This window comes from Arthrobacter sp. K4-10C (genome assembly GCF_059090085.1).
The window spans coordinates 99549-126017 of the sequence record NZ_JBNHFI010000005.1; the positions used below are offsets into that span (position 1 = coordinate 99549).

At 66.4% G+C, this 26469-nt stretch carries 21 protein-coding genes; 10 read left to right on the top strand and 11 right to left on the bottom strand.

Annotation, left to right across the window (positions count from 1 at the left end; translation table 11 throughout):
- Positions 1-60 precede the first annotated feature (60 nt).
- On the top strand, positions 61-1158 hold the full coding sequence (lplAB, locus tag AC5RUU_RS08205; protein WP_493974713.1) for a lipoate-protein ligase LplAB: 1098 nt from the start codon (positions 61-63) through the stop codon (positions 1156-1158).
- 41 nt (positions 1159-1199) lie between these two features.
- On the opposite strand, the gene pepN is transcribed toward lplAB, so the two are convergent.
- A complete protein-coding gene (pepN, locus tag AC5RUU_RS08210; protein ID WP_493974714.1) occupies positions 1200-3839 on the bottom strand; it encodes an aminopeptidase N in 2640 nt (879 codons plus the stop codon).
- A gap of 34 nt (positions 3840-3873) precedes the next feature.
- Positions 3874-4857: a YeiH family protein gene (locus tag AC5RUU_RS08215; RefSeq protein WP_493974912.1), complete on the bottom strand. Its 984-nt coding sequence runs from the start codon at positions 4855-4857 to the stop codon at positions 3874-3876.
- Between the two features lie 185 nt (positions 4858-5042).
- Here AC5RUU_RS08215 and AC5RUU_RS08220 point away from each other — a divergent pair, with 185 nt between their 5' ends.
- The 3 genes from AC5RUU_RS08220 to AC5RUU_RS08230 are packed head-to-tail and all read left to right on the top strand — an operon-like array spanning position 5043 to position 8434.
- On the top strand, positions 5043-6599 hold the full coding sequence (locus AC5RUU_RS08220; RefSeq protein ID WP_493974715.1) for a circularly permuted type 2 ATP-grasp protein: 1557 nt from the start codon (positions 5043-5045) through the stop codon (positions 6597-6599).
- Positions 6600-6659: 60 nt separating this feature from the next.
- Positions 6660-7586 carry an alpha-E domain-containing protein gene (locus tag AC5RUU_RS08225; protein WP_493974716.1) on the top strand — a complete coding sequence of 309 codons (927 nt, stop codon included), beginning with the start codon at positions 6660-6662 and terminating at the stop codon, positions 7584-7586.
- Entirely contained in the window at positions 7583-8434 is an 852-nt protein-coding gene (locus AC5RUU_RS08230) for a transglutaminase family protein (protein WP_493974717.1), read from the top strand. Before AC5RUU_RS08225 ends, AC5RUU_RS08230 begins: the two co-directional genes overlap by 4 nt.
- A gap of 33 nt (positions 8435-8467) precedes the next feature.
- On the opposite strand, the gene AC5RUU_RS08235 is transcribed toward AC5RUU_RS08230, so the two are convergent.
- Positions 8468-9919, bottom strand: a complete 1452-nt coding sequence (locus AC5RUU_RS08235) for an SDR family NAD(P)-dependent oxidoreductase (protein WP_493974718.1) — start codon at positions 9917-9919, stop codon at positions 8468-8470.
- Positions 9920-10009: 90 nt separating this feature from the next.
- Positions 10010-11419 carry a glucose-1-phosphate adenylyltransferase gene (gene glgC / locus AC5RUU_RS08240; protein WP_493974719.1) on the bottom strand — a complete coding sequence of 470 codons (1410 nt, stop codon included), beginning with the start codon at positions 11417-11419 and terminating at the stop codon, positions 10010-10012.
- A gap of 102 nt (positions 11420-11521) precedes the next feature.
- On the opposite strand from glgC, the gene glgA reads away from it, so the two are divergent.
- A complete protein-coding gene (gene glgA / locus AC5RUU_RS08245) occupies positions 11522-12727 on the top strand; it encodes a glycogen synthase (protein WP_493974720.1) in 1206 nt (401 codons plus the stop codon).
- A gap of 109 nt (positions 12728-12836) precedes the next feature.
- Here the strand turns inward: glgA and AC5RUU_RS08250 are convergent, their stop codons facing one another.
- Together AC5RUU_RS08250 and AC5RUU_RS08255 are read right to left on the bottom strand one after the other, a co-directional pair.
- Positions 12837-14942 (bottom strand): acyl-CoA dehydrogenase family protein, encoded by a 2106-nt coding sequence (locus AC5RUU_RS08250; protein ID WP_493974721.1) that lies wholly within the window; start codon positions 14940-14942, stop codon positions 12837-12839.
- Positions 14943-15054: 112 nt separating this feature from the next.
- Positions 15055-15708, bottom strand: a complete 654-nt coding sequence (locus AC5RUU_RS08255) for a TetR family transcriptional regulator (RefSeq protein WP_493974913.1) — start codon at positions 15706-15708, stop codon at positions 15055-15057.
- Between the two features lie 100 nt (positions 15709-15808).
- On the opposite strand from AC5RUU_RS08255, the gene AC5RUU_RS08260 reads away from it, so the two are divergent.
- From AC5RUU_RS08260 to AC5RUU_RS08270, 3 genes are read left to right on the top strand one after another with little or no spacing between them, the layout of a single operon-like run.
- On the top strand, positions 15809-17170 hold the full coding sequence (locus tag AC5RUU_RS08260) for an acetyl-CoA C-acetyltransferase (RefSeq protein ID WP_493974722.1): 1362 nt from the start codon (positions 15809-15811) through the stop codon (positions 17168-17170).
- 10 nt (positions 17171-17180) lie between these two features.
- Complete coding sequence (locus tag AC5RUU_RS08265) at positions 17181-18521, top strand: 3-oxoacyl-ACP reductase (protein WP_493974723.1); 1341 nt, start codon at positions 17181-17183, stop codon at positions 18519-18521.
- Entirely contained in the window at positions 18518-19426 is a 909-nt protein-coding gene (locus AC5RUU_RS08270; RefSeq protein WP_493974724.1) for a MaoC family dehydratase, read from the top strand. The genes AC5RUU_RS08265 and AC5RUU_RS08270 overlap by 4 nt, the downstream gene beginning before the upstream one ends.
- Here the strand turns inward: AC5RUU_RS08270 and AC5RUU_RS08275 are convergent.
- From AC5RUU_RS08275 to AC5RUU_RS08295, 5 genes are all read right to left on the bottom strand, one after another.
- Entirely contained in the window at positions 19423-20475 is a 1053-nt protein-coding gene (locus AC5RUU_RS08275) for an FUSC family protein (RefSeq protein ID WP_493974725.1), read from the bottom strand. The genes AC5RUU_RS08270 and AC5RUU_RS08275 overlap by 4 nt on opposite strands.
- Positions 20476-20630: 155 nt before the next feature.
- Positions 20631-21740, bottom strand: a complete 1110-nt coding sequence (locus tag AC5RUU_RS08280) for a serine hydrolase domain-containing protein (protein WP_493974726.1) — start codon at positions 21738-21740, stop codon at positions 20631-20633.
- A gap of 30 nt (positions 21741-21770) precedes the next feature.
- Positions 21771-22862 (bottom strand): glutathione S-transferase family protein, encoded by a 1092-nt coding sequence (locus tag AC5RUU_RS08285; RefSeq protein WP_493974727.1) that lies wholly within the window; start codon positions 22860-22862, stop codon positions 21771-21773.
- A 9-nt stretch (positions 22863-22871) separates the two neighbouring features.
- Positions 22872-23600, bottom strand: a complete 729-nt coding sequence (locus tag AC5RUU_RS08290) for a M50 family metallopeptidase (protein WP_493974728.1) — start codon at positions 23598-23600, stop codon at positions 22872-22874.
- Positions 23601-23724: 124 nt separating this feature from the next.
- On the bottom strand, positions 23725-24027 hold the full coding sequence (locus tag AC5RUU_RS08295; RefSeq protein ID WP_009358564.1) for a DUF4193 domain-containing protein: 303 nt from the start codon (positions 24025-24027) through the stop codon (positions 23725-23727).
- Positions 24028-24236: 209 nt separating this feature from the next.
- Here AC5RUU_RS08295 and AC5RUU_RS08300 point away from each other — a divergent pair, with 209 nt between their 5' ends.
- Together AC5RUU_RS08300 and AC5RUU_RS08305 are read left to right on the top strand one after the other, a co-directional pair.
- On the top strand, positions 24237-25382 hold the full coding sequence (locus tag AC5RUU_RS08300) for a glycosyltransferase family 9 protein (protein ID WP_493974729.1): 1146 nt from the start codon (positions 24237-24239) through the stop codon (positions 25380-25382).
- Positions 25379-26347, top strand: a complete 969-nt coding sequence (locus AC5RUU_RS08305) for a glycosyltransferase family 9 protein (protein ID WP_493974730.1) — start codon at positions 25379-25381, stop codon at positions 26345-26347. Before AC5RUU_RS08300 ends, AC5RUU_RS08305 begins: the two co-directional genes overlap by 4 nt.
- Positions 26348-26469: the final 122 nt, after the last annotated feature.

Consider the following 26469-nt stretch of genomic DNA (forward strand, 5'->3'; position numbering starts at 1 on the left):
CGGCAACGGTGCGGGCTTTCCGCTTTAACGCGGCCCGCCGTTCTGCGGCAGGATGGAGCCATGAGCCAGCACCCCCTTCCAAACCGTGATCCTTCCGCCAACACCCGCCTGCACGGTGAGTACAAGGTACCGGGCGGCAAGCTGGTGGTGGCGGACCTGGCAGTTGTGGACGGGCTCCTGGCGGACGTCTCCATCAGCGGTGACTTCTTCCTGGAACCGGATGAGGCCCTCCTGGACATCAACCGCGCACTGACCGGGCTGCCCGGAACCACTCCCGCCGCCGAGCTGGCCGCCACAGTAACCGCGGCCCTTCCGCCGGACGCATCCCTGTTCGGCTTCTCGGCCGACGCCGTGGCGGTCACGGTGCGACGTGCACTGGCCAAAGCCACCTCGTGGGCGGACCACCACTGGAATGTCATCGCGCCCACGGTCCTGCCCACCGAAATCAACGTGGCCCTGGACGAGGTCCTCACCGAAGAGGTCGGTGCAGGCCGGCGCAACCCCACCCTTCGGTTCTGGGACTGGGAGGAGCCGTCCGTGGTCATCGGGAGCTTCCAGTCGGTCCGGAACGAGGTGGACCCCGGCGGCGTGGCGAAGCATGGCATTAAAGTGGTCCGCCGCATCAGCGGCGGGGGAGCGATGTTCATGGAGGCAGGCAACTGCATCACCTACTCGCTGTACCTGCCGCAGACGCTGGTGGACGGCATCAGCTTCGCTGATTCCTACCCGTTCCTGGACGCCTGGGTCATGGCAGCGCTGGAGAAGCTGGGCATTACGGCCTTCTACGTGCCGCTCAATGACATTGCCACGGACCAGGGAAAGATCGGCGGCGCAGCCCAGAAACGGCTTGCCAACGGGGGAATGCTGCACCACGTCACCATGAGCTACGACATCGACGCCGACAAAATGGTGGAAGTGCTCCGGATCGGCAAGGAGAAGCTCTCCGACAAGGGAACCCGCAGCGCCAAGAAGCGTGTGGACCCGCTCCGCCGGCAGACCGGCCTGGCGCGTACGGCGATCATTGAAGCGATGATGGAGGTGTTCGCCGAGCGGTACGGCGCCACGCCGTCAGAACTCAGCGAGGGTGAACTGGCCGCGGCCCGTGAGCGCGTGGCCACGAAGTTCGGCACGGAGGAATGGCTCCACCGGGTTCCCTGACGCACCGAGCCCGGGGTTCACTGCGCAGGGCGGTCAGAAGCTTACCGGGCTGTGGATGGTGAGTTTACGACGGCGGCCTGCGCCGTGAGTGCCCGCAGCAGGTGGCTGCGCTGCTCCAGGATAATGCGGCGCAGGGCCCGGGGAGCGTCAGCATTGGCTGCCAGCCATTCGTCAGTCCGGCGGAGGACCGGATGCTCCGCCGGTTCGATGCCGTCCGCAAGGTCCTGGTCCAGGGGGAACAGGCCGCGGACAATCCTGCTGCCGATTTCGATGCTGCGCCCTTCCCAGACCCCGCGCAGGCACTCGAAATACGGCTCCACATAGGGTGCCAGCAGGCCGGCGGGGGCGGTGGTGAAGCCGCTGATGGTCGCGCTGAGCAGCTGGTTGGAGAGCGTGTTGCCGTGGACAGCTTCACGCCACGCCGCAGCCTTGACGTCAGGCTCCGGCCGCGCAGCAGCCGCAGTGGCGTGGCCGGCCCGCCCCGATGCCGTGGTGTCGCGTTCCAGCTCGGCATCGAGTTCCGCAAGGGTAGCCTGCCCGTTGGCGGCGAGCGCGTGCCAGAAATGCCACCGCAGTTCAGCATCCACGGCCAGGCCCTCCACGGATGCCGAACCGTCCAGCAGCCCGCGCAGGCGGGGGAGCATGGCGGGGTCATGCCTGCTGAGCGTGCCGGCGGCCCGGGCCCACGCCAGCTGGTGGTCTGAGCCCGGCGCCGCGCTGTCCAACCCGGCGATGGCCGTTTCGAGGAACGAGGACCGCACTGCCGCCCGTTCAGTTGCAGGGGTGTAGCGTTCGACGGCGGTGCTCGCGTTGTCGAGGATGGTGAGCAGGACGCCGATTCCGGTTTCTGCCGGGCCAAAGGCCGCCACCGCGTCCACGTACCGTGCGGCCGGGCTCTCTCCGTCCCTGGCCGCGTCCCAAAGCGCCGTCCAGCACAGTGCCCGCGCCATGGGGTCGGTGATTTTGTCCAGCGATTCCTGGATGGTCGCCCGGGACGCGGGATCAAGCCGCACCTTGGCGTATGTGAGGTCGTCGTCATTGAGGAGCAGCAGCGCCGGCCTGGGCTTACCGGCCAGTTCCGGAACTGGCGTGGAGGATCCGTTGACGTCGGTTTCCACGCTTCCGGTGCGAACCAGGGCTCCGGCGTCGTCGAAGTCGTACAGCCCCACCCGGAGCCGGTGCGGCCGGGGTCCAGGCCGTCCCGTGACGGGGTCCACGGCGTCCTGGACGACGGCCGCCCCGCCGATGACGCCGCCGTCGGTCGGATCCGCCGCGACGTCCAGGGAAAGGGTGGAGATGCCAGCGGTCTGGAGCCATTGTTGCGCCCAGCCGGACAGGTCCCTGCCGGAGGCGGCACTGAGCGCCTCGAGGAGGTCCGCCAGGGTGGTGTTGGAGTAGGCATGCTTGCGGAAGTATTCGCGGGAGCCGGCAATGAAGGCGTCGAATCCCACATAGGCCACCAGCTGTTTGAGCACTGAGGCGCCCTTGGCGTAGGTGATGCCGTCGAAGTTTTGCTTCGCCGCTTCCAGGTCGGGGATGTCCGCGACGATGGGGTGCGTGGTGGGCAGCTGGTCCTGGACGTACGCCCAGGCTTTCCTTTTGTTCGCGAAGCTCACCCAGGCAGAGTCCCAGTCCGTGGCCCGGTCCACGCCCAGGGTGCCCATGTAGTCGGCGAAGGACTCCTTGAGCCACAGGTCGTCCCACCACCGCATGGTCACCAGGTCACCGAACCACATGTGCGCCATCTCGTGCATGAGGGTGTTGGCCCGGCCCTGGTACTGGGCGTCGGTGGCGCGGGAGGTGAACACATAGCTTTCGGTGAACGTGACCAGGCCGGGGTTCTCCATGGCGCCCAGATTGTACTCCGGCACGAAGGCCTGGTCGTACTTGCCCCACGGGTAGGGGTAGGCGAAGAGCCGGTTGAAGAAGTCCAGCCCGTCCTTGGTCAGCCGGAACAGCTCTTCCGCGTCGAAGGATTCCGCCATGGACGCCCGGCAGTAGAGGGCCAGCGGGACGTCCAGGGAGGTCCCGTCGTCGAGCGTTGCCTGCCAGCGGTCCTCGGCCTTGAAGTAGGGGCCGGCCAGCACGGTGGTGATGTAGGTGGACATCGGCGCGGTGGCGGCAAAGTCCCAGCGTGCCGTGGCGGGATCGCTGGTGAGGAGCGTGCGGGCCGTTTCCACCCCGTTGGACGCGACCTGCCACCCTTCCGGTGCCATGACGTGGAAGGCGAATGTTGCCTTGAGGTCCGGCTGCTCGAAGTTGGCGAAGACGCGCCTGGCGTCGGCAGGCTCGTACTGGGTGTACAGGTAGCACTGTCCGTCCGCGGGATCCACGAACCGGTGCATCCCCTCGCCGGAGCGGCTGTAGAGGGCGGTTCCGGTGACGGTGACCTGGTTCTCGCGCTGCAGGTTGTCGAGCCGGATCCGTGCACCGTCCACCACGTCCTCCACCCTCAGGCCCTTGCCGTTGAGGAACACGCTGTGGACGCCGCTGCCGATGAAGTCCAGGAAGGTTGAGGTGCCAGGTTCGGCGGCGGTGAAGGTGATGACGCTACGGCTGGTGTAGCCCTCCACGTCCGGGTCTGCGGCCTGCCGCACGTCCAGCGAGACGTCGTAGCTGGTGGTGGTGATCAGGGCTGAACGTCCGGCAGCCTCGTCGCGCTGCAGATTCTGGTTCGACACCCAGCTATCTAATCACGGTGCTGGTCCGCCAGAATCAGCGGGCGATCAGCAGGGCAGCGGCGAGGCCCAGGGCCGCAATCAGCAGCCAGGACGCAAGCGCCGCCAGGAGGGCACGTCCGCCGGTCAGCAGCAGGGTGCGGATCCGCACCGCAGAGCCCAGCCCGAACAGCGCGGCGCCCAGCAGGACGTCCTGCAGCACGGCTCCCGCTTCCAGCCACTCTCCGGACACCCAGCCGGTGGACCGCAGCCCAACCATCGCCACGAACCCCAGCACGAACAGCGGCACTATGGGTGGCAGTTTTGCGCCCGCGCCGTCCACGTCCGCGTCCGGCCGGACCGCGAAACGCTGATGCGTCCCTGCCATGGCCGCCACCGGTGCCAGCAGCAGGACGCGGGTGAGCTTGACGACGACGGCGATGCCCAGTGCCGCCGTGCCTGCGGTTTGCGCCGTGGCCACCACCTGGCCGACGTCGTGCACGGATGCGCCAATCCAGGCGCCGAAGACCGGGGCGGTGAGCTGGAGGGGATGCACCAGCAGGGGCAGGACACCGATGGCCAGGGTGCCGCACAGCGTCACCAGGGCCACCGGCAGGACTGTGTCAACGTGCCGGATCCGCCGCACGGCAGCAATGGCGCCGATGGCGGAGGCTCCGCAAATCGAGAACCCGGTAGCCACCAGCAGGGCTGTCACAGGGGGCAGCCGGAAGAGCCGGGAGATCAGGTAGGTGCCGCCGAAGCTCGCCGCCACCACGCCAGTGATCAGGACCAGCGCCAGCCAGCCCAGCCCCAGGACGTCCATGATGCTGACCTTCAGCCCCAGGAGGACAATCCCGCCGCGCATCAGGTGCTTGCCGGCGAAGTCCAGCCCGGGCCTGGCACGCCCGGCCGTCCACGCGCCGGAGGCCGGAAGGTTGGCCGCCAGGACGCCGAGCACCACGGCCAGTGTCATCGCGGGGAGGGCCGGAAGCAGCGCGTGGACCAGGAAAGCGGCCACCAGTGCCACCGCGGCCGTGGCCATGCCCGGGAGCAGCCGGTCAGCACGGCGCGGGTGTCCTCCGCCGGGCGCTGGAAGGCTTCTGCTGACTAGCACTCACCTACTGTGCCGGACAAGGGGCGGAATCGGCGAACCGAACGCCGCAGCCAACACGCCACGATGAAGGGCGGTTTATGAGTTCGAAACAAAAAGATGGTTGGCTATTGGGCATGCCAGACCTATTCCAGGAGTACTCCGAGGCCGCCGCCCGGACCGGAGCCTACGATGAGATGTTCGCCCCCGGACAGCAGGCCCGGGACTCGTACGGGCAGGTGGCGGACGCGCTTCGCAAGCTCTCGCTGGCTGACGTCAGCGCCCGCGCCGACTCGATGGCCCGTACCTTCCTGGACCGCGGTGTGACCTTTGACTTCGCGGGGGAGGAGCGCCCCTTCCCGCTGGACATCGTGCCCCGGGTGATCCCGGCCGCGGAGTGGGATGTCCTGGAACGCGGTGTCGCGCAGCGGGTGCGGGCCCTGGAGGCGTTCCTCAACGACGTGTACGACAAGATGACCGTGGTGTCCGACGGCGTGATCCCCCGCCAGCTGGTGACCACCAGCGCGCATTTTCACCGGCAGGTCCACGGCTTCGAGCCCGCGGGCGGCGTCCGTGTGCACATCTCCGGCATCGATGTTGTTCGCGACGCCGCGGGGACATTCCGGGTCCTGGAGGACAACGTGCGCGTCCCCTCAGGCGTCAGCTACGTCCTGGAGAACCGCCGGGCAATGGCCAAAGGCCTCCCCGAGGCGTTCGGCCAGCAGCTCATCCGCCCGGTGGAGGAGTACCCGCGCCGGCTCCTTTCGGCCCTGCGGAAAACTGCGCCGGCCGGCGTGGACGACCCCACCGTTGTGGTCCTTACCCCGGGGGTCTTCAACAGCGCCTACTTCGAGCACACACTGCTGGCGGGCCTCATGGGCGTGGAGCTGGTGGAGGGCCGCGACCTCATCTGCCGCGGAAACCGCGTCTACATGCGCACCACCGCCGGTGAGCAGCGCGTGGACGTCATTTACAAGCGGATCGACGACGACTTCCTGGACCCCCTGCAGTTCCGCGCAGACTCGATGCTCGGTTGCCCGGGCCTGGTCAACGCTGCCCGTGCCGGCGGCGTCACCATCGCCAACGCGGTGGGCAACGGCGTCGCGGACGACAAACTGGTCTACAGTTACGTTCCTGACCTGATCCGCTACTACCTCAGCGAGGAGCCCATCATCGCGAACGTGGACACGTTCCGCCTCGAGGAGAAGGAAGCCCGGGAGTACACGCTGGACAACCTTGCCGAGCTTGTGGTCAAGCCGGTGGACGGCTCCGGCGGCAAGGGCCTGGTCATCGGCCCTGACGCCTCCAACGACGAACTGGACGCCCTCCGCCAGCGGATCATCTCCGATCCGCGCGGCTGGATCGCCCAGCCCGTGCTCCAGCTCTCCACCGTGCCCACCCTGAGCGGTGACAAGTTCGGTCCCCGCCACGTTGACCTCCGCCCCTTCGCAGTGAACGACGGCGACAACGTCTGGGTACTGCCCGGCGGCCTGACCCGCGTGGCACTGAAGGAGGGATCGCTGATCGTCAATTCCAGCCAGGGCGGCGGGTCCAAGGACACCTGGGTCCTGGCAGATTCGCCCCAGATGCCCGTGGAGACCGTTCCCCGGCCTTCCATCTCCGTGCGCGAGCGGGTGTCCGTGTGGCCGGTGGAGAGCAACTGGCGCGACCGCCAGTCGGAGCAGCAGCAGTGAGCCGGGCAGCAACCTGGCACATGTCTTATACACTTTCGGGCGCGCAGGAGGTAGCCGCGAATGCTTAGCCGTATTGCCGAGTCCCTTTTCTGGATCGGCAGGTATGTGGAGCGGGCCGACGGCACCGCACGCATCCTGGACGTGCACCTCGAACGGCTCAACCACCTGCCCATGGACGAACGCAGGAGCGTGGCCCAGGAGCTCCTGGCCGTCATGGGCGCCCGGCCCCAGAACGAGGACTTCGGACTGCCAGAACTGCTGCACGCCCTTGCCTACGACAAGACGAGTGCCACGTCGATTGCCGGTTCCCTTGGTGCTGCGCGCGAAAATGCACGGCGTGCCCGTGAAACAGTCTCCTCGGGCCTGTGGGAAAGCCTGAACACCACCTACTACGGGCTGAGCCAGCACCGCAAGGACGTGGTGGGTACATACCGGTTCTGCAACTGGACCCTGGAACGCACCGCCATGGTCAGCGGCCTTGCGGACACCACGGTGAGCCACGATGACAGCTGGCTGTTCCTGGTGCTGGGCCGCTCGCTGGAACGCGCGGACATGACAGCCCGCATGCTTTCCACCCGGGACGTCCTGTCCGCGGGCATGTCCTGGGTGAACATGCTTCGCTGCGCGGGGGCGTATGAGTCCTTCCTCCGCACCCGCCGTGCCGCCTTCGGCGACCAGCACGCGGCGGAGTTCCTGCTCCTGGACCGCCTGTTCCCCCGCTCCATTGTCTATGCCCTGCGGGACGCCGACGAATGCCTCGCCAAGCTGGACCCCTCGGCACAGCGGGTGGGCTTCATCAACGACGCCCGCCGGATTGTGGGCCAGGCACGCACGTTCCTGGAGTTCCACCGCACAGACGACCTCATGTCCGAGCTTCCCGAACACATGGAGCGCGTACAGAAGGCGGTGTCCCAGGCCTCGGACGCCATTTCCCGTAAGTACTTCAATCAGGCGGATGAACTGGCCTGGGTGGGAGAAGTTTCATGACCCGGCTGAGCATCGCGCATAAAACCGCATACAAGTACAACAAGCGCGTCACCCTGTCCTACAACGAGGCCCGGATGACGCCGCTGACGGACTCGCAGCAGGTGGTCCTGGAATCCGTGGTCAAGGTCTCGCCGTCGCAGGCGGCCGTCAGCACCTACCGCGACTACTGGGGCACCAGGGTCACGGCCTTTGACATGCAGATGCCGCATGAGCACCTTGAGGTAGTGTCCAACATCACGGTGGAGGTCCACCGGGCGGAGAAGATTCCGTCCGAAGCGGACATTGTGGGCTGGGACGTCCTCGCCTCACCGGAAACCCTGAACACGTTCAGCGACTGGCTGCCGCAGTCGCGGCTCAGCGGCCCCGGGGATGAGGTTCTGGGCATCATCCCGCAGGTTGTTGCCGGCAAGAACCCCCACGAGGCCGCCATGGCCATCTTCGCCTGGATGCGCGGCGAAATGACTTACATGTCGGGCTCCACCGGTGTCACCACGAACGCCGAAGAGGCCTGGGGCCAGCGGCAGGGCGTCTGCCAGGACCTGGCCCACCTTGCCATCGGTGCGCTGCGCAGCTCTGGCATACCGGCCCGCTACGTCTCCGGCTACCTGCACCCGCGGTCCAGTGCCGGCATCGGCGAGACGGTCGCCGGGCAGTCACATGCCTGGCTGGAATGGTGGGACGGCGAATGGCGGAGCTGGGACCCCACCAACCACAAGCCGGCCGGCGATTTCCACGTCACCGTGGCACGCGGACGGGACTACCGGGACGTGTCCCCGCTTAAGGGCATCCTGTCCGGGGGCGGCGGCTCGGCCCTCAGCGTGAGCGTGGAGATCACCCAGCTGGCCTGATCCGGTACAGGGCGCTGCGGACGGGCTTACCCGCTACCAGGGACTGGGTTTGTAGTCCTTGAGGAACACGCCGTACTGGTCTTCGCCGTTTTCGCCCGTGATGATGGGATCGTAGACACGTGCGGCGCCGTCCACCAGGTCCAGGGGCGCGTGGAAGCCCTCCTCCATGAGCCGGACTTTGGTGAAGTGCGGGCGCTCGTCCGTGATCCATCCCGTATCGACGGCGGTCATCAGGATGCCGTCGGTCTCCAGCATCTCCTGGGCGCTGGTCCGCGTCATCATGTTCAGCGCGGCCTTCGCCATGTTGGTGTGCGGATGGCCCGGGCCCTTGTAGGCGCGGGAGAACTGGCCCTCCATGGCGGAGACGTTGACGATGTACTTGCGCCGGGCGGTGGACCGCCTCATGGCTTCCCGCAGCCGGCTGACCAGCAGGAACGGTGCCGTGACGTTGCAGAGCTGCACTTCCAGCATCTCCAGCGGGTCCACCTCGTCCACCACCTGCGTCCAGCTGTTGATGGTGGCCAGGTCCGGGACCAGGCCGCCCGCATCGATGGCTGTCCCGGACGCGATCCGCTCGAGCGAAGCGGAGCCGGTGGACAATGCCAGCGACGTGATGGCGTCGCCGGCCAGCACGGGATGCTCGGTCACGCTGCCGGCCAGTGCCAGGGGGTGCTTGTCGTGCGCATGGCCGAAGGTCAGAAGCTCGGGACCGCCGTTCGCCTGCTCCAGGGCGGCGGGCAGGGGCTCATCCTCGGCATCGACCAGCGGTTTGTAGGCGTTCCCGGAGCGGCGGACCGTCTGGGCCGCGTTATTGATGATGATGTCCAGGGGGCCTGCCTCATTGAGGGAGTCAGTAAGGGCCATGACCTGCGCGGGGTCCCGCAGGTCGATGCCCACAATGCGGAGCCGGTGCAGCCAGTCGCCGCTGTCCTCCATGGCGGCGAACCTGCGGGCGGCGTCCTTGGGGAAGCGCGTGGTGATGGTGGTGTGGGCGCCGTCGCGCAGCAGCCGGAGCGCGATGTACATTCCGATCTTCGCCCGGCCGCCCGTCAACAGCGCACGCCGCCCCGTTAGGTCTGTGCGGGCGTCGCGTTTGCTGTGGCTGAAGGCGGCGCACTCCGGGCACAGCTGGTGGTAGAAGGCGTCCACCTGTGTGTAGTGCTGTTTGCAGATGTAGCAGGGGCGGGACCGGATGAGGTGCCCGGCCACTTTCCCGGTCGTGGAGGGCGCCAGTTTGTTGCCGCGGGTTTCGTCGTCGATGCGGTCCGGCGCGGCTGTGGCCGTCTGGGCGATGACGGCCCGGTCGGCTTCGGCGATGAGGTCCCGTTTAGTGACCCTGCGGTGCCGCTTGACGGCTTTGAACATTTTCCCCGTTGCCCGGCGCACCGAGACGTAGTCCGGGTGCTCCTCGTCATAGGCGTGGATGGTGTTCAGGACCTTGAGGCAGGCCTGGATTTCCTCAGGGGTCAGGTCGGGGGAGCTCATTAAGCCAATTTTACAGGCCGCAGGCACAGCTTAAGCGCGGCCGGTGGCACCATCAGGGGTGCCGCCGGCCGCGATGCCAAGCGATCAGGGCTAGGAGACCCGTGCCCCGGGAACGGCGTCCGCTGCGGCGGCGGCATGTGTCTGGGCCACCTTGTCAACGGAATCGCGGACGTCGGGGTACTTTGCGGCTGCAGCCTTGACGGCGTTGGGAACGAGGTGGAGGTTCTTCGCGGCAAGTTCCCGCTCTGCCTCGCCTGGCTCCGGGACTTCCTGTCCCTTAGCGAGGACAGTGATGCCGGATTCGGTGACCTTGTAGCCCCGTGCCCGGTCCAGGTCGGGGTCGAGGCCGATGGCTGCCCCGGCGGGAACCCTGACGTTCTTGTCGATGATGGCTCGGTTGATCACGGCGCCTTCGCCGATGTGCACCTTGTCCATCAGGACCGAGTCGATCACGCGGCTGCTGGTTCCCACGAACACGTCGTTGGACAGGACCGAGCCTTCCACGACGCCGCCGGAGACCACGACGCCGTTCGAGACGATCGAGTCCAGGGCCGTGCCCACAGTGTCGTTCTGGCCGCGGACGAACTTGGCGGGCGGGGAGATGCTCTGCCGGGTGTAAATGGGCCATTCGGAGTTGTAGAGGTTGAAGACTGGCAACGGGGAGATGAGGTCCATGTGCGCGTCATAGAAGGAATCAATGGTCCCCACGTCACGCCAGTAGGTGCGGTCACGTTCCGTGGAGCCGGGAATGTCGTTGAGCGTGAAGTCGTAGACTCCGGCCTCACCCTGGTTGACGAAGTAAGGGATGATGTCCCCGCCCATGTCGTGCTTTGTGTCCAGCCGTTCGGCGTCCACGTGCAGCGCAGCCACCAGCGCGTCGGCGTCGAACACGTAGTTGCCCATGGACGCCAGGAACTGGGACGGGTCTGCGGCCAGGCCGGGCGTGGAGGCCGGCTTTTCCACGAATGCGGCAATCTTTTGCGGGTCGTTCTGGTCCACCTCGATGACCCCGAACTGGTCTGCCATGTGCAGCGGCTGCCGGACCGCCGCCACGGTGGCCTTCGCACCGCTGTTCACGTGCTGCGCCACCATCTGGGCGAAGTCCATGCGGTAGACGTGGTCGGCTCCGACCACCACCACAATGTCCGGGTTTGCATCGCGGATGAGGTTCAGCGACTGGTAGATGGCGTTGGCGCTGCCCAGGAACCAGCTCTTGCCCACGCGCTGCTGCGCCGGAACCGAGGCCACGTAGTTGCCTAACTGCGTGGACATCCGCCAGGTCTCGGAAATATGTCGGTCCAGGCTATGCGACTTGTACTGGGTCAGGACGACGATCTGCAGGTAGCGGGAATTCACGAGGTTGGACAGGGCAAAGTCAATGAGGCGGTAACTGCCCGCGAAGGGCACCGCCGGTTTCGCACGGTCTGCCGTCAGTGGCATCAGTCTGTTTCCCTCGCCGCCTGCGAGGACAATGGCCAGGACTTTTTTGTTCAACGGCATAATGGTCGCTCCTGTACGCCTTCGTAACTCCCCAAAACAGTCCGGCATGCCCGGACTCCTTCACACTAGAACAGTTATGCGTGAAGGACTACCTTGGGTCTTGTGCGAATAGACATTGTGACTAAAGAGTTCCCGCCCGAAATCTACGGTGGCGCCGGTGTGCATGTGGCCGAATTGAGCAGGGTGCTTAGTAAGCACGTTGACCTGCAGGTTCGCGCCTTCGGGGCTCCCCGCGACGCTGATTACCATGGCGCCAACGTGACGTCCTACTCCGTGCCGGAGGATCTGGGCTCGGCAAACGCCGCTGTGCAGACGCTCGGCGTGGACCTGCGGATCGTCCCGGACGTCGCAGGCGCGGACCTGGTCCATTCGCACACCTGGTACGCCAACATGGCAGGGCACCTGGCCTCGCTGCTGCACGGCATCCCGCATGTCCTCAGCGCGCACAGCCTGGAGCCGCTGCGCCCATGGAAGGCCGAGCAGCTCGGCGGCGGATACGCGCTCTCGTCCTGGGTCGAGAAAACCGCGTACGAGGCGGCGGCCGCAATCATCGCCGTTTCCGAGGGCATGCGGCAGGACATCCTGCGAAGCTACCCCAACGTGGATCCGGCCAAGGTCCGCGTTGTGCACAACGGTATCGACGTCGAGTTGTGGAACCGGGACGAGAATGACGACGCCGTCCGCGCCCTGGGCATCGACCCCGCCAAGCCGAGCGTCGTCTTTGTGGGCAGGAATACCCGCCAGAAGGGTGTTCCCTACCTCCTCCGGGCCGCGGCGAAGCTGCCCGACGACGTCCAACTGGTCCTGTGCCTCGGCGCCGCGGACACTCCGGAGCTTGCCGCCGAGACCGCCCGGCTGATCGAGGACCTGCAAAGCCAGCGGACCGGCGTCGTGCTCATTGAACGCATGCTGCCCCGGCACGAGCTGATCCAGGTGCTCAGCCACGCCACCGCCTTCGCCTGCCCCTCCATCTACGAGCCGCTGGGCATCGTAAACCTCGAAGCCATGGCGTGCGGCGCTGCCGTCGTCGCCAGCGCCACGGGCGGCATTCCGGAGGTTGTGGAGCACGGACACACGGGCCTGCTGGTGGACCTGGAACAAGTCACGGACGGCACAGGGACGCCGCTTGACCCGGACAAGTTCGTCAGCGAGTTCGCCGCGGCACTGACCGAGGTCGTGTCGGACCCGGAGCGTGCCCGTGCAATGGGCCAGGCGGGGCGGCTGCGCGCCGAAAAGCACTTCTCCTGGGAGTCCATCACTGAAACCACTCTTGAGGTGTACCGCTCGGTGCTGCCGGCTTCACGCTGACCGTCCGGCCGGCAGGACGACGACGGCGCCGCTTCCCTCCTGGGGGAGCGGCGCCGTCGTCGTTTCTCCAGTCAGCAGGGCGGGCTCTGTGCCTGCCTCGCCGGCCGGGTCAGCTGTTCCGTCCGGCCGCCGTCCTGGCCAGCAGCACCTTTTCGTCCACCGGGGCCCGGCCGCTGGCCCGCTGGCTGCGGAAATACGCACGCGCCTCGTCCTGGCGGGTCTTCTCGGCGCCGGTGGCTATGGCTGCCCGGACGTGCCCGTCGCCGTAACCGAAGGCATCAACCAGGTCCAGGGCGTGCGGGCGGATCTTCACCAGCAGCCGGTTGATGTATTCGCCCACAGTCCGGCCGCGCTGCATGGAGAGGCGGCCATTCATGAGGTACCAGGACAAGTTTTTCTCGATGAGGCTGAGGCCGAAGAGGTCGCGAAGCCAGGTCAGGACGGTCTTGGTACCGGGGTCTGTGACGTCGCGGAGCGCCTCCGTGAAGGCCTCCCACTGCAGCAGCTCGGCATGCGCCTGGGCGGCGTCGATGAGTTCGTTCTGGTGCCGGTTGAAAAGGGCAGCGCCCTTGTCCTGGGGGAGCCTGTTGCTGCCCTTCAGCGCGGCGGCTGCCTCGGCCACCATGGTTTGTACCCGGTCCGTCAGCAGGGCGCGCTGGCTCTCCTCGTCGCGCAGGGCGATTGCCGCCTTCTGTACTGATCCGTTGTCCGCCACGAACTGCGCCACCTGCCGAAGCCCGGTACGGTGGATTGCTGCGCCGGTGGCCTGGCCTACCACATAGCGGGCCAGCACGCCGAAATCGACGCTCCGGAATTCTTTGGCGTAGTCGGCCAGGAGTCGTTTGGCCACCAGTTGAAGCAGCACGGTGTTGTCGCCTTCGAAGGTGGCGTAGACGTCCAGGTCCGCGCGGAGGGAGGCGAACCGGTTTTCGATCAGGAAACCGGCTCCGCCGCAGGCCTCCCTGCATTCCTGCAATGTGTCCAGGGCGTGCCAGGTGCTGAGCGGCTTGAGTGCCGCGGCCAGCGTTTCGAGGTCCTGGCGGTCCGCGTCGGTGTCAGAGGCGCCCGAGAAGACGTCGTCGAACTTTTGCAGGAGCTGTTCATGGGCGAAACCGGCGGCGTATGTGGTGGCGAGGCGCGTGAAGAGCCGGCGCTGGTGGCGCTGGTAGTCGAGCAGGACCTCTTCGTCCGTGTGGCTGGACGCGTTGAACTGGCGGCGCTCCGTGGCGTAGTGGACAGCTGCCTTGAGGGCAACCTTGGAGGCTGCCACTGCTGCGCCGTCGAGGGACACGCGCCCCTGCACGAGCGTGCCGAGCATGGTGAAGAAGCGCCGGCCCGGGCTCGCAATGGAAGAGGTATACGTTCCATCGGCGGCCACGTCGCCGTAACGGTTGAGGAGGTTGGACCGGGGGATGCGGACGTTCGTGAAGTGCAGCCGGCCGTTGTCGATGCCGTTGAGCCCGCCCTTGACGCCGTCGTCCTCACCGCCGATACCCGGAACGAACTCCCTCGTGCGGGGATCGCGGAGGTCAACGTAAAAGGCATGGACACCGTGGTTGACTCCCCGGGTGATGAGCTGCGCGAACACCACCGCGCCGAGCCCGTCGACGGCGGCGTTCCCGATGTAGTCCTTCCACGCGGCTCGGAACGGCGTGTGCACCACGAACTCTTCGGTGTCGGGCTCGTAGGTGGCAGTAGTGGCGATGCTGGCGACGTCGGAGCCGTGGCCGGTCTCGGTCATGGCAAAGCAGCCCGGGATCTCCAGGCTCATGATGCCCGGAAGCCACCTGGCGTGGTGTTCGGCAGTGCCAAGATGCATGACGGCCGAGCCGAAGAGGCCCCACTGCACACCTGCCTTGATCTGGAGGGACGGATCGGCCACGACGAGTTCCTCGAAGCCGGCGATGTTGCCTCCGTGGTCGTCGGAGCCGCCGAATGCGGACGGGAACGCGCGGTGGACGGCAGCGCTGTCCACGAGGTGTTTCAGCTGCCCGGATACCCGCGCCCGGTGTTCGGTGTGCGGCAGCCCCTCAATCTTGTGAAGTTCAGGCCGTGCCGCCAGGTCCCGTGACTGCAGCCGGACGGCCGCCCACTTTCCCAGGAGCTGCTTGCCCAGTGCGCCGACGTCGACCGCGGGCTGTACGTGGTCCCGGGCAGGGTGGGCGGGCGTGGGCCCCTGACCCTTGCCGGCGGAGCGGTCCACTACTTCAGTCATGTCAATATCCTTTTGTTGGTGCTGACAGTTGGCTTGTGGTGCGGAAGTGCTTTGCTGCTGCGTCCGGCTTGAGCGCCGGACGCGGTGGTGATGACGGGCGGATGGCCGGCTGTCAGGCGCGGGCGGCCGGTGACAGTTCAGGGGCAATGCCAACGCACAGCCAGGCGGTAATCTGCCGAGCCATGGCTTCCTGGCTTGGCTTGGCGGGTGAGTCCGGCGTACTCAACCACTGCTCACCTGCGTTGCGTACCAGTCCGATCGCAGCTTTGGGCCAGTACCCGATGACGGCCTCCTTGCCGTCGCCCAGGTGCGAGCGCATTGGTGTGGCGATCATTTCCGCCACGGCGTCAAAGAAGTGGCCCAAGGCGCCGGAGACCGGTCCCGGCGTCGTCGTGTCTGCGGACTCCGCGGCTGCGGAGCGGGTGACAAAGCTGTACACGTTGGGACTTGTGTCCGCCATCTGCAGGTAGGCCGACACCATTGCCAGCAATCCCTCCCGTGGGGTGAGGGCACTCTGCGCGGCCTCACGGATGCGGTTCTGCATCTGGTTCAGCACCACTTCGCCCACAGCCTGTTGAAGGCCCGCCTTGTCGCCGAAGTAGCGGTAGAAGACCGATTTCGACGTTCCTGCTGCCGCAGCTATCTCCTCCATGGATGCGTCACGGCCCAAGCTATGTACTGCCCGCCGGGCCTGTTTGATCAGTTCCCGACGGCGCTCCTCCCGGTGGCTTTGCCAGCGCGAGGAGCGACCGTCCGGTCCGGCCATTGCAGGGGGAACGTCAAGCTGTCCTTCCGAAATGTTCACGATACCCAGCGTATCAGGTACGCTGGGTATCGGTAACCGCTTGTGAGCAGAGGAGACAGCCATGTCCATTGACGGACAGTCCATCACCGGCCCCGGAGCATCAGGCACCGCAGCCAGTCCCGTCCCTGCCCTGCGCAGGGCTATCGTTGTCGGAGGCAACAGGATTCCCTTCGCCCGGGCGGGGGGCTCCTATGCCAAGTCCTCCAACCAGGACATGCTGACGGCCGCCTTGGAAGGCCTGATTGCGCGCTTCGGACTGCAGGAGGAACGGCTGGGGGAGGTGGCGGCGGGGGCCGTCCTGAAGCACTCCCGGGATTTCAACCTCACCCGGGAGGCAGTCCTTGGCTCCGCATTGTCTCCGGAGACTCCGGCTTACGACCTGCAGCAGGCGTGCGCCACGGGACTGGAGACCGTGGTGGGACTTTCGAACAAGATCAAGCTCGGCCAGATTGACTCAGCGATTGCCGGCGGCGTCGATTCCGCCTCGGATGCCCCGGTGGTGGTGAGCGAGGGGCTCCGGGAAGTGATCCTGGACCTCAACCGTGCCAAGACCCTGCCCCAGCGGCTGCAGATCCTCAGCCGTCTGCGCCCCAAGGATCTGGCTCCGCTGGCCCCTGGCACTGCGGAGCCAAGGACCGGCCTCTCGATGGGTGAACACCAGGCGCTCACCACCGCGCAGTGGAAGATTTCCCGTGAGGCGCAGGATGAGGTGGCGCTGAACAGCCACCGGAACCTCGCCGCGGCGTACGAATCCGGGTTTTTCGACGACCTTGTCACGCCGTACCGCGGACTGACGCGGGACGGCAACCTCCGGGCCGATACCTCCATGGAAAAACTGGCTTCTTTGAAGCCCGTCTTCGGGAAGAACCTGGGCGCCGACGCAACCATGACGGCCGGCAACTCCACGCCGTTGACGGACGGGGCCTCAACGGTCCTGCTTGCCTCGGAAGATTGGGCCGATGCCCGCGACCTTCCCAAGCTGGCAGCAGTGGTGGACGCCGAAGCCGCAGCGGTGGACTTTGTGCACGGCAAGGACGGGCTGCTGATGGCGCCGGTCTTCGCGGTACCCAGGCTACTGGCCCGGCACAACCTCACGCTGGCGGACATCGACTACTTCGAGATTCACGAAGCGTTCGCAGCCACAGTGCTCAGCACGCTGGCGGCATGGGAGGACGAGGAATTCGGCCGCACGCGCCTGGGCCTGGATGGCGCCTACGGCAAGATCGACCGGGCCCGCCTCAACGTCAACGGATCATCCCTGGCGGCAGGCCATCCCTTCGCCGCGACCGGAGGCAGGATCGTGGCGTCACTCGCCAAACAGCTGCATGAGAAGGGCAGCGTCGACGGCCGTCCGGCGCGGGGATTGGTTTCGGTCTGCGCCGCCGGCGGCCAGGGCGTCGTTGCCATTCTCGAATCACTCTAAGGGGAAACTGATGACGGACAAGTACGCCCAACTGGTGAACCAGGGGCTCGGAAGGAACGTGGCCAGGAAGCTGGGGTTGCCGCAGCCCGTGGTGCTGCGACGGTATGAACCCGGGCAGCCGCTGATCACCGGCCCCGTCGTGGTGCAGGGTGACACGGCAGCGGCCGACAAGCTTGCCGCCGAGCTCTTGTCCTGGGAGCTTGATGTCCGGCGGCATGCCGTCCCGGGGGAGAAGCTCGGCGCCATCATCCTGGTCCTGGACGAGGTGGAACATCCGGAAGATCTTGAGAAGCCGGTACTTGCCGCTGCGGGCTCCCTCCGGGACCTGCGCCCGGGTGCCCGGGTAGTCACCGTTTCGCGGCCTGCGGCGGAGGCGGAAACTCCCGCCGCAGCCGCGGCCAGGCAGGGCGTGGACGGGTTGCTGCGCTCCCTGGCCAAGGAACTGCGTGCAGGCGCCACCGGGAACGGGATACTCCTTGCCAAGGGTGTGGAGGCCGCAAGTCCCTCCGTCCTGGCTGCCCTCCGGTTCTTCCTCTCCGGCCGTTCGGCGTTCGTGGACGGGCAGTTCCTGAAGGTGTCCACCACGGCCGGTGAGCTTCCTGACGATTTTGACAGGCCGCTGGCGGGCAAAGTGGCGGTCGTGACGGGGGCCGCCCGCGGGATTGGCGCCCAGATCGCCCGCACCCTGCACCGCGACGGCGCCACGCTGGTCCTGGTGGACCTGCCAGCGGCCGGGGAACACCTGGCAGCAGTAGCCAACGACGTGAAGGGAACGGCCCTGCAGTTGGACATCTCCCGGGAAGATGCCGGCCAAAAGATTATCGGGCACGCCATGCAGCGGCACGGGCGGCTGGACATCATGGTGCACAACGCGGGCATCACCCGGGACAAGCTCCTCGCCAATATGGACCACCCGCGCTGGAGTTCGGTGATAAACATCAACATTGCCGCGCAGTTGCGGATCAACGAGGCACTGCTGGGAGCTGAACACCTTGGACCGGCGCCACGTATTGTTTCTGTTGCCTCCACCAGCGGCATTGCCGGCAACCGGGGGCAAACGAACTACGCCGCGTCCAAGGGGGGAGTGATGGGAATGGTCCGTGCAACGGCCCCTCTCCTGGCAGGCACCGGCGGCACCATCAACGCCGTGGCGCCGGGGTTCATCGAAACGGAGATGACCGAGCGGATCCCGTTTGCCCTGCGCGAAGTCGCCCGCCGGGCAAACTCGCTGCAGCAGGGCGGCAAGCCGTCCGACGTCGCGGAAACCATAGCTTTCCTTGCCAGCGACGCTGCCGGGGGTATCAACGGGGAGGTACTGCGGGTATGCGGGCAGAACATGGTGGGGGCATGACGGTCCAGCCGGTCATCCTTGGCGACATGCCGTCACTGTCCAAGCTGTACGTCAATGCGGCCGCCCAGGCCGCGAGGCGCCGGCTGCTTGGGACGCACGACTCGTCAGTCCTTCCGTCGGAGAGCCATGAGGTGCGGGGCGTCACCGTCGACGTCGCCAACCTGACCGCCTACCAGCACCTGCTGGGTGAGACCGCCAGCGATATCCTGCCCGCCGGGTTCATCCACGCCATCTCCTTTCCCGTGGCCATGAGCGTGATGAACCGGGATGATTTCCCCCTGCCCCTGCTGGGCATGATCCACCTGCGCAACAGGGTGGAGCAGCGCTCACCCGTGCTCTTCACGGACGTACTGGACATTACCGCCCGGGTGGAGAACCTGCGGGGCCACCGTGCCGGCACCCAGGTGGACGTCATTGCGGAGGTGCGGCTGGCCGGGAAAGAGGACCTCTCCTGGCAGGGAACATCCACCTACCTGGCCAAGGGGGTGTTCCTGCCCGGCATTGATAAACCGTCCCCGGCACCGCCGAAGGGCGACTTCAAGGCACCAGATCCCACCGCACTCTGGCAACTGGGGGTCGACGCAGGGCGGGCTTACGCGGCAGTATCCGGAGACTTCAACCCCATCCACCTCAGCGTGCTTTCAGCGAAGGCGTTGGGGATGCGGCGTTCGATCGCCCATGGCATGTACCTGGCATCCCGGGCGCTCGCCGACGTCGGATCCGTGCGCGGTGAGTCCTTTATCTGGGAGGTGGATTTTGACGCGCCGGTGTTCCTGCCCTGCCGAGTAGCCCTGGAGATCAGCAGCAAGCAGGACGAGTCCGGCGCCTGGGAACATTCCGGCTTTGTTGCCTGGAACCCGCGGTCGGGCCGGCGCCACTTCAGCGGTTCGGTCGCCGCGCTCTAGCTGGCTGGGCGGACGGCGCGCAGGATGCGGTGGAGACTGAGCAGGATCGATTCCGATGCCGGAACGGTTTCGCCCGTCGTTTCCCGGGAGGCGGTGGCAGCCATGCAGGCTTCCACCGCCTCCCGGGCCGCCTGGAACCGCACCCTGTGTGCCGGCTCGTCACTGTCGCAGTGTGAGAGCAGCAGTTCTCCGGTCGCCGTCATGGCCTCAGCCAGCGGGCCGCTGTCCTCCACCGGCACCGCGTAGGGAACATCACTGACCCAGATCACGTCTGAAAGCACGTCCGTCATGTCCTGGATGTGGAAAGTTACACGCTCCAGCTCGCGGAGGTTGCGGTAGTCCAGGTCCACGTCGCGCGGGTGGAGCTTGCGGCGGGGGTTAGCCCGGCGGCTCGCGTCCGCCTCCTTGACCAGATGGCGGACGGACCGGGCCGCCGAAGCGAGTTCGTCTGAACGGCGGGACCATTCCTCGTGTTCCGGAGGCCACTCCTCCTTCAGGGCAGTTCCCATGTCAATCAGCTGGCTGCCGAGGGCGCGCCGAAGGTCGTCAAGGCTCGCTGCCGCTGCGTTCAGGTGCAGTGGCGGAAAGAGCAGGAAATTCACGGCGATGCCCACCGCAACCCCCACCCCCATCTGCACAAGGTACCCGAACGAAAAGTCGTCCGGCTGGTTGCCACCCACGAGCAGGACCAACAGGGCCGCCGTAGGAATCCAATCACTGCCCGACCCGATGCCCGGAAGCCCGCCCAGCAGGACCCCGATGCCCATGAACACGGCCACGGCGAGCGGCGAGGGATCCGCGATGCTCACCAGGACTACCGCAAGCCCGACGCCCAAAGCGAGCCCGGACAGGGCTTGCAGGCCTTGCCGCACGGATCCCGCGACGTTGTGGTACATGGCCACCAGCGCACCCAAAGGTGCGTAGTACGGATAGTTGGCAGCTGCCCCCGGCATGAGCGGTGCGATCAGGAAGGCCAGTCCGGCGGCTACGGCAGCCTTTGCTGCCAGTTGGAGGCGCTGGGCGGCGAATGCCGCCGACAATCCAGCCAATGCCTGTTTGAGAAGCCGGGTCCCCCTGGGCCACCGAACGTTGGGTTTTGCTTGAGTATTACCCATCCGTCCCACACTATGGGGCTTTCCGGGTGCAGCCAAAGCCCCCGGTCAGGGGCGCGAAGCTGCACCTGCAGAGGCCGTTGACGGGAGATTCAGGTCATTGCGGCCACGGAACGGCGGACCTCGGCAGCGAGCCGGTGGGCTTTTCCAGGTGTGCGCCCTTCTTCCTGACGCCGGGGGATATAGCCGAAGGACACGGAGTAGGCAGGGTCCGCGAAGCCCAGTGCCCCATTGGCGCCTTCATGGCCGAAGGCGCGATGGCTGCCGAAGTTCCGGGACGGGTGCGGCTTCATGAAGACGACTGCGAAGGCGTTGTCCAGTCCTGAGGAACGGTCGAGTCCCCACACCTGTTCCTGCGCCATCAGGTCAACAGTGCTGGAGGCTAGGAAGGGCGGTTCACCTTCGACGCCGGTGGTGGCGGCGGCATAGAGCCTGGCCAGCCCTTCGGCAGACCCTACGCCGCCGGCTGCCGACATCCCGCCGGCACGGACTCCGCGGATGTTGGGGAGCTCCATGATGGTGCTCACCGGCGCGTTGCTGTTCATTCCCTCCAGGCTGAGCGGATCCACCCAGGGTTGGCCGGCAGCGTCCTCATAGAGGACTTCCCGGTAGCGCGGCTCCAGGTCCGCGGGCAGGCCCAGGAAGAAATCGATGTCCTCCGGCTTCCGGATCCGGCGGTCATAGACGCTTTGCAGAGCCTCCCCGGCAGTACGGCGGCAAAGTTCCTCCATGATGATCCCTATAGTCAGGGCGTGGTAGCCGAACTGGCGCCCGGGATGCCAGGTTGGCGTGGCCGCAGCAAGCCGCGCCGCAGCAGCGGGCGTGGTGAACTCATCCAGGCTGAAACCCCCCTCAAGGCCCATCAGGCCGGCCTGGTGGGAGAGGGCCTCGCGCACCAGCATCCGTTCCTTGCCGTGAACGGCGAACTCGGGCCAGTACCGGGCAACGGTGCTGTCCAGGTCCAGCAGCCCGTCCTGCACCAGCAGGGCTATCACCATGGCCGCCACGCCCTTGGAGCAGGAGTAGGCGCCCGTGAGGGTGTCGGGGGCCATCCCGGGCCCGCCGCTGAGCGCAACGATGGGCTTTCCGTGATGGTAGGCGGCCACCTGGGCGCTGTAGTCCCGGTCTTCGGCCAGGAAGGACTCGAACAGGTCCAGGACGGTTTCAAAACCGGGCGCTACGAAGCCCTGAGATGTCTGCACCCGGACAGTTTACCGGGAAGCGCTTTCCTACTAGTGCGCGGCGCCGTGTCCCGGTGCTACTTCCTCGCCCTGTTTGACCGGCCCTGGGGGAGTGCCATCCCCAAACGGCCGGCCCCCCAGGGATTTGCGGCCATGCTCCTCGAGCCATCCGGTCAGGTCGGGGCCGGCGGGAACGATGCCGGTGGGGTTGATGTCCTCGTGGACGATGTAGTAGTGCTGCTTGATTTGCACGAAGTCAGTGGTGTCGCCGAACCCGGGGGTCTGGAACAGGTCCCTGGCGTAGGCCCAGAGCGCTGGCATCTCCGTGAGCTTTTGCCGGTTGCACTTGAAATGCCCGTGGTAGACGGCGTCGAACCTGGCCAGGGTGGTGAAAAGCCGGACATCAGCTTCGGTAATCGTCTCTCCTACCAGGTATCGCTGCCGGGACAGTCGCTCTTCCAGCCAGTCGAGGGCTGTCCACAGGCGCTCGTATGCGGACTCGTAGGCCTCCTGGGATCCCGCGAACCCGCAACGGTACACCCCGTTATTCACCTCCGTGAATACCCTCTTGTTGACCTCGTCGATCTCTTCCCGCAGGTGCTCGGGGTAGAGCCGCGGTGCGCCGGGCCGGTGGAACTCAGTCCATTCAGTCGAGAAGTCCAGGGTGATCTGCGGAAAGTTGTTGGTCACCACCTCGCCGGTGGCTATGTCAACGAGGGCGGGGACCGTGATGCCGCGGGGGTATCCCGGGAAACGCCTGATATACGCTTCCTGGAGCCGCCCGATGCCCAGGACCGGATCCACCCCGTCCGGATCGAGGTCGAAGGTCCAGGAGCGCGCATCATGGGTGGGACCAGGCTGGCCCAGGGAGACAGCGTCTTCCAGCCCCAGCAGCCGCCGAACGATGACAGCCCTGTTGGCCCAGGGGCATGCCCGCGCTGCAATGAGGCGATAGCGGCCCGCTTCCACCGGCCAGCCCGGTTCCCCGTTGTCGCCTGGCCTTGCGTCGCGGGTGATGCGGTCCTCAATGTAATTGGTGTCGCGGGTGAATTCGGCGCCACCAGTCACGTAGGCGCCGCGGGTGCTGTGGTCAGCCGTCTTGTCTTTGGCGGCCCGCTGGATGTTGTCCGTTTCCTGGCTCATTGCATTAGCCTAGGCGCCGCGGACCAGGATCGTGGCGATGGGCTGCCATGCCGCCAACCAGGAGCCGGCCACGAGGACCGCAAACAGGGCAATCCAGACTCCGGAAGGTACCGCCGTCGCCCGGTACAACAGGTAGGCGTCGGACGTCGCCAGCCGGTCCCTTCGGCGGAAGTGGACATTTACCAGTTTGAAGAGGTCCCGCACGGCGGCCACCAGCATGGCCAAACCCAGGACCACCGCGACATGGCCCACAAAAGCGTCGGGCACCGCGAGGATGAGGGCCAGCCCGCCCGCGATTCCAAGGGCTGTCACGAGGAACCCGGCCATGTTCCGGAGGAAGAGCAGTGAGGCGGCCAGGGCAAGGACGCTGACTGCAATGGCGGCCGGTCCCCATCCGCTGAAACCGCACGTGACGAAGCATGCTCCGACAATTCCAGGTACGGGGTAGCCCCAGAAGCAAGACCATGCCGCCGCTGCCTTGCTCCGGCTGTAGGTGGTGGTGGTTCCGGAATGGTCGAGCCGCAGCCTGATGCCTGACAACCGCTGCCCGCTGGTGACGGCGGCAAAGGCATGCCCCATCTCGTGGACCGCGGTGGCCAGCAGGCCGAAGTATCTCCAGGACCGCCGGGGTATGGACAAGGCAGTAGCCACCAATATCACCAGCAGGAGCTCCGGCAGCGTGATTGCAGGAACCTCCGTGCGGCGGAGGGATTCAACCAGGGTGTGCCAGAGATCCATAGGCGCCAACAGTACTAGGGACTGCTGGAGGCGGCTTAAAGCGGAAGGCACGCTGGCGTGCAGCGTGCCTTCTGATCCGGTGAGGCCGCGGAATTACCCGCAGCGCCACGTCCGGCCCTGTTTCCTAGCCCTCGCACTCGGTGCAGTAGCTGTGCCCATCCTTCTGGCGGGCGATCTGCGACCGGTGCCGGACAAGGAAGCAGGAGTAGCAGGTAAACTCGTCGTCGGCCTGCGGAATGACCTGTACCACGAGCTCCTCGGCGACGAATTCGCCACCGGGTACACCGGCGCCGTCGAGCCCGTCAGCCTCATCCAGCTCGAGGACAACGCTGCGCGCGTCGGGAGCATTAGCTGACTGGAGCTGCTCGAGTGAGTTGTCCTGCGATTCCTTGACGTCGGAACGCAGTTCATCGTAATCGGTTGCCACTTTGGGTGCTTCTCTTTTCTTTGGTTCGCCTGTCGCGTATGAAACGTACAGCATCGGGCGGCTATTCCCCAATAGGCGGAGTATATTTGCCGCCGCCTGGGTACAGGTTCAGGGGAGGCGGCCATCAGGCCTGGCAGGCTAACGTGGCCGCACGAGCAGCGGAGAGCGCAGCAAGCGGCGCAATCTCCGCCTGAGTCGAAGGGGCGTTTGTGGAGCAGCTCACTGCAGAGTTCGGTAGTGCCGTGCAGGTTGGCGTAGGAGTCGGCCCGGTACTGGAAAAGTTCGACGACGTGTACAGGATTGTTGCCCTGCGGGGTGGCGGACTGGGTGACTTGATCTTCGCCATTCCGGCGATGGCTGCCCTAAAGGCGGCATATCCGGACGCGACCCTGACCCTTTTGGGATCCCCCATACACAAGGCACTGCTCGCGGCTGTCAAGAGCCCCGTGGACGAGGTGTGCGTGCTGCCGTTCGCCGAGGGCGTCCGGCCGGGCGAGGACGATCCTTCGGCCCTGGAGTCATTCTTTGAGGACATGCGGGCCCGCCGTTTCGACCTGGCCGTCCAGGTCCACGGTGGCGGCAGGTATTCCAACCCTTTCCTGCTGCGGCTGGGCGCACGCCACACCGTGGGTACCCGCACACCCGACGCCGCCAGCCTGGAACGCACCATCCCGTACCTCTATTACCAGCACGAGCCCCTGCGGGCATTGGAAGTGGCCGGGTTTGCCGGCGCTTTCCCGGTTGACCTTGAGGCCCGTCTGGAACCTGTTGAGGAACTGCGGGGCAAGGCCGCGGAAAGGGATGACGACGGCGGCCGGCCTCTCGTGGTGATCCATCCGGGCGCAACAGATCCCCGCCGCCGTTGGCCGGTGGAGCGGTTCGCTGAACTTGCCGCTGCCTGCGCGGCCGATGGCTGCCGGGTAGTGGTCGTGGGGGACAAGAGCGAGCAGGGGCTGGCCGAGCGGATTGCCGGACTGGCGGCGTCGCGGGCTGTTACTTCCGTGGCCGGGGAACTGGACATGTCCGGACTGGTGTCCCTCATGGCGGACGCCGCCGTCGTTGTTGGTAACGACAGCGGCCCCCGGCATCTCGCACAGGCCCTCGGCGTGCCCACAGTGGGGATCTTCTGGGCAGGGAACGTCATCAATGCAGGGGCACTGGGCCGCAGCCTTCACCGGATCCATGCAGCCTGGGTGACCGCGTGCCCCACTTGTGGCATTGATGTAACGCAGGTGGGGTGGACGGCACCCCGTTGCGCGCACGATGACTCGATCGTTTCAAGCATTGCCGTCCGTGACGTGTACGAGGATGTCCGGAGCCTGATGGCAACCGCGGCAGTCAGGCAGGGTGCATGAGGGGCGACGGCGTTTTGGAAGGCGGCGGCAACAGCCTGACGGATGGAAAGCCGGAACTGTTGGTCCTGCGCGCCCTGAAGCTGGGTGACCTCCTGGTCGCTGTCCCCGCTCTGAAAGCACTCCGGAGGGCGTTCCCCGAGCACAGGCTCCGGTACGCGGCCCAAGGGTGGCTTTCGGAAGCACTGGGGCTGGTAGGCGGTTATGAACTGCTGCCCACCCATGGACTTGACGAGCCCCTGGCCATGGAACCGGGGGTGGTGGACGTTGCCGTGAATCTCCATGGAAGCGGTCCCGAGAGCCAGGGACGGATCGAAGCCTTGATGGCGCGACGGACTATCGGACATCGGAGCCCGCACCGGAACGGACCGCCCTGGCGCGGGGAACTGCATGAACGGGTACGCTGGGTCCGGCTTCTGGAGTGGCATGGAATCGAAGCGGACCCGCTGGATGTCCAGCTGAACCTGCCGCACATTCCCGCTCCCATTCCCGGCGCCACGGTCCTGCACGTCGGGGCGGCTTACGGCAGCCGCCTCTGGCCTGCGGACCGGTTCGCAGCAGTCGCCGCCATCCTGGTGGAAGCCGGACACAACGTCGTCTTCACCGGAGGCAACTCGGAAAAGGACAGAGCGGCGGAGGTGTGCCGCCTGGCGAATCTCCCGGCTGAGGCTGTATTGGCCGGTCACCTTTCGCTGGGGGAGTTCGCGGCGACCATCTCCGCGGCCAAACTGGTGATCTCGGCGGATACCGGGGCTGCACACCTGGCCTCGGCATACGGCACCCCGTCAGTGGTGCTGTTCGGACCCGCGCCGCCCGAAATCTGGGGCCCGCCGCCAGGACCCCATGTGGTCCTGACGCGTGCCGATCTGCGGCGTGGCGACACATTCTCCGACCAGCCGGACCCGGCTTTGCTGGCGGTTGGCGTGCAGGACGTTCTGGCTGCCGTGCGGGAGTTGGGCTTGTTCTAGGGCAGGGTCTGCTTGCAGGGGGCAGCTTTTAATTGTGCTGCAGGCCCGCCGGCTGGAGCAGGAGAGCCTAAAATTAGGCATGGGCACTGAGATGGAAATTGCCTTGGTGTTTTTGGCGGCGT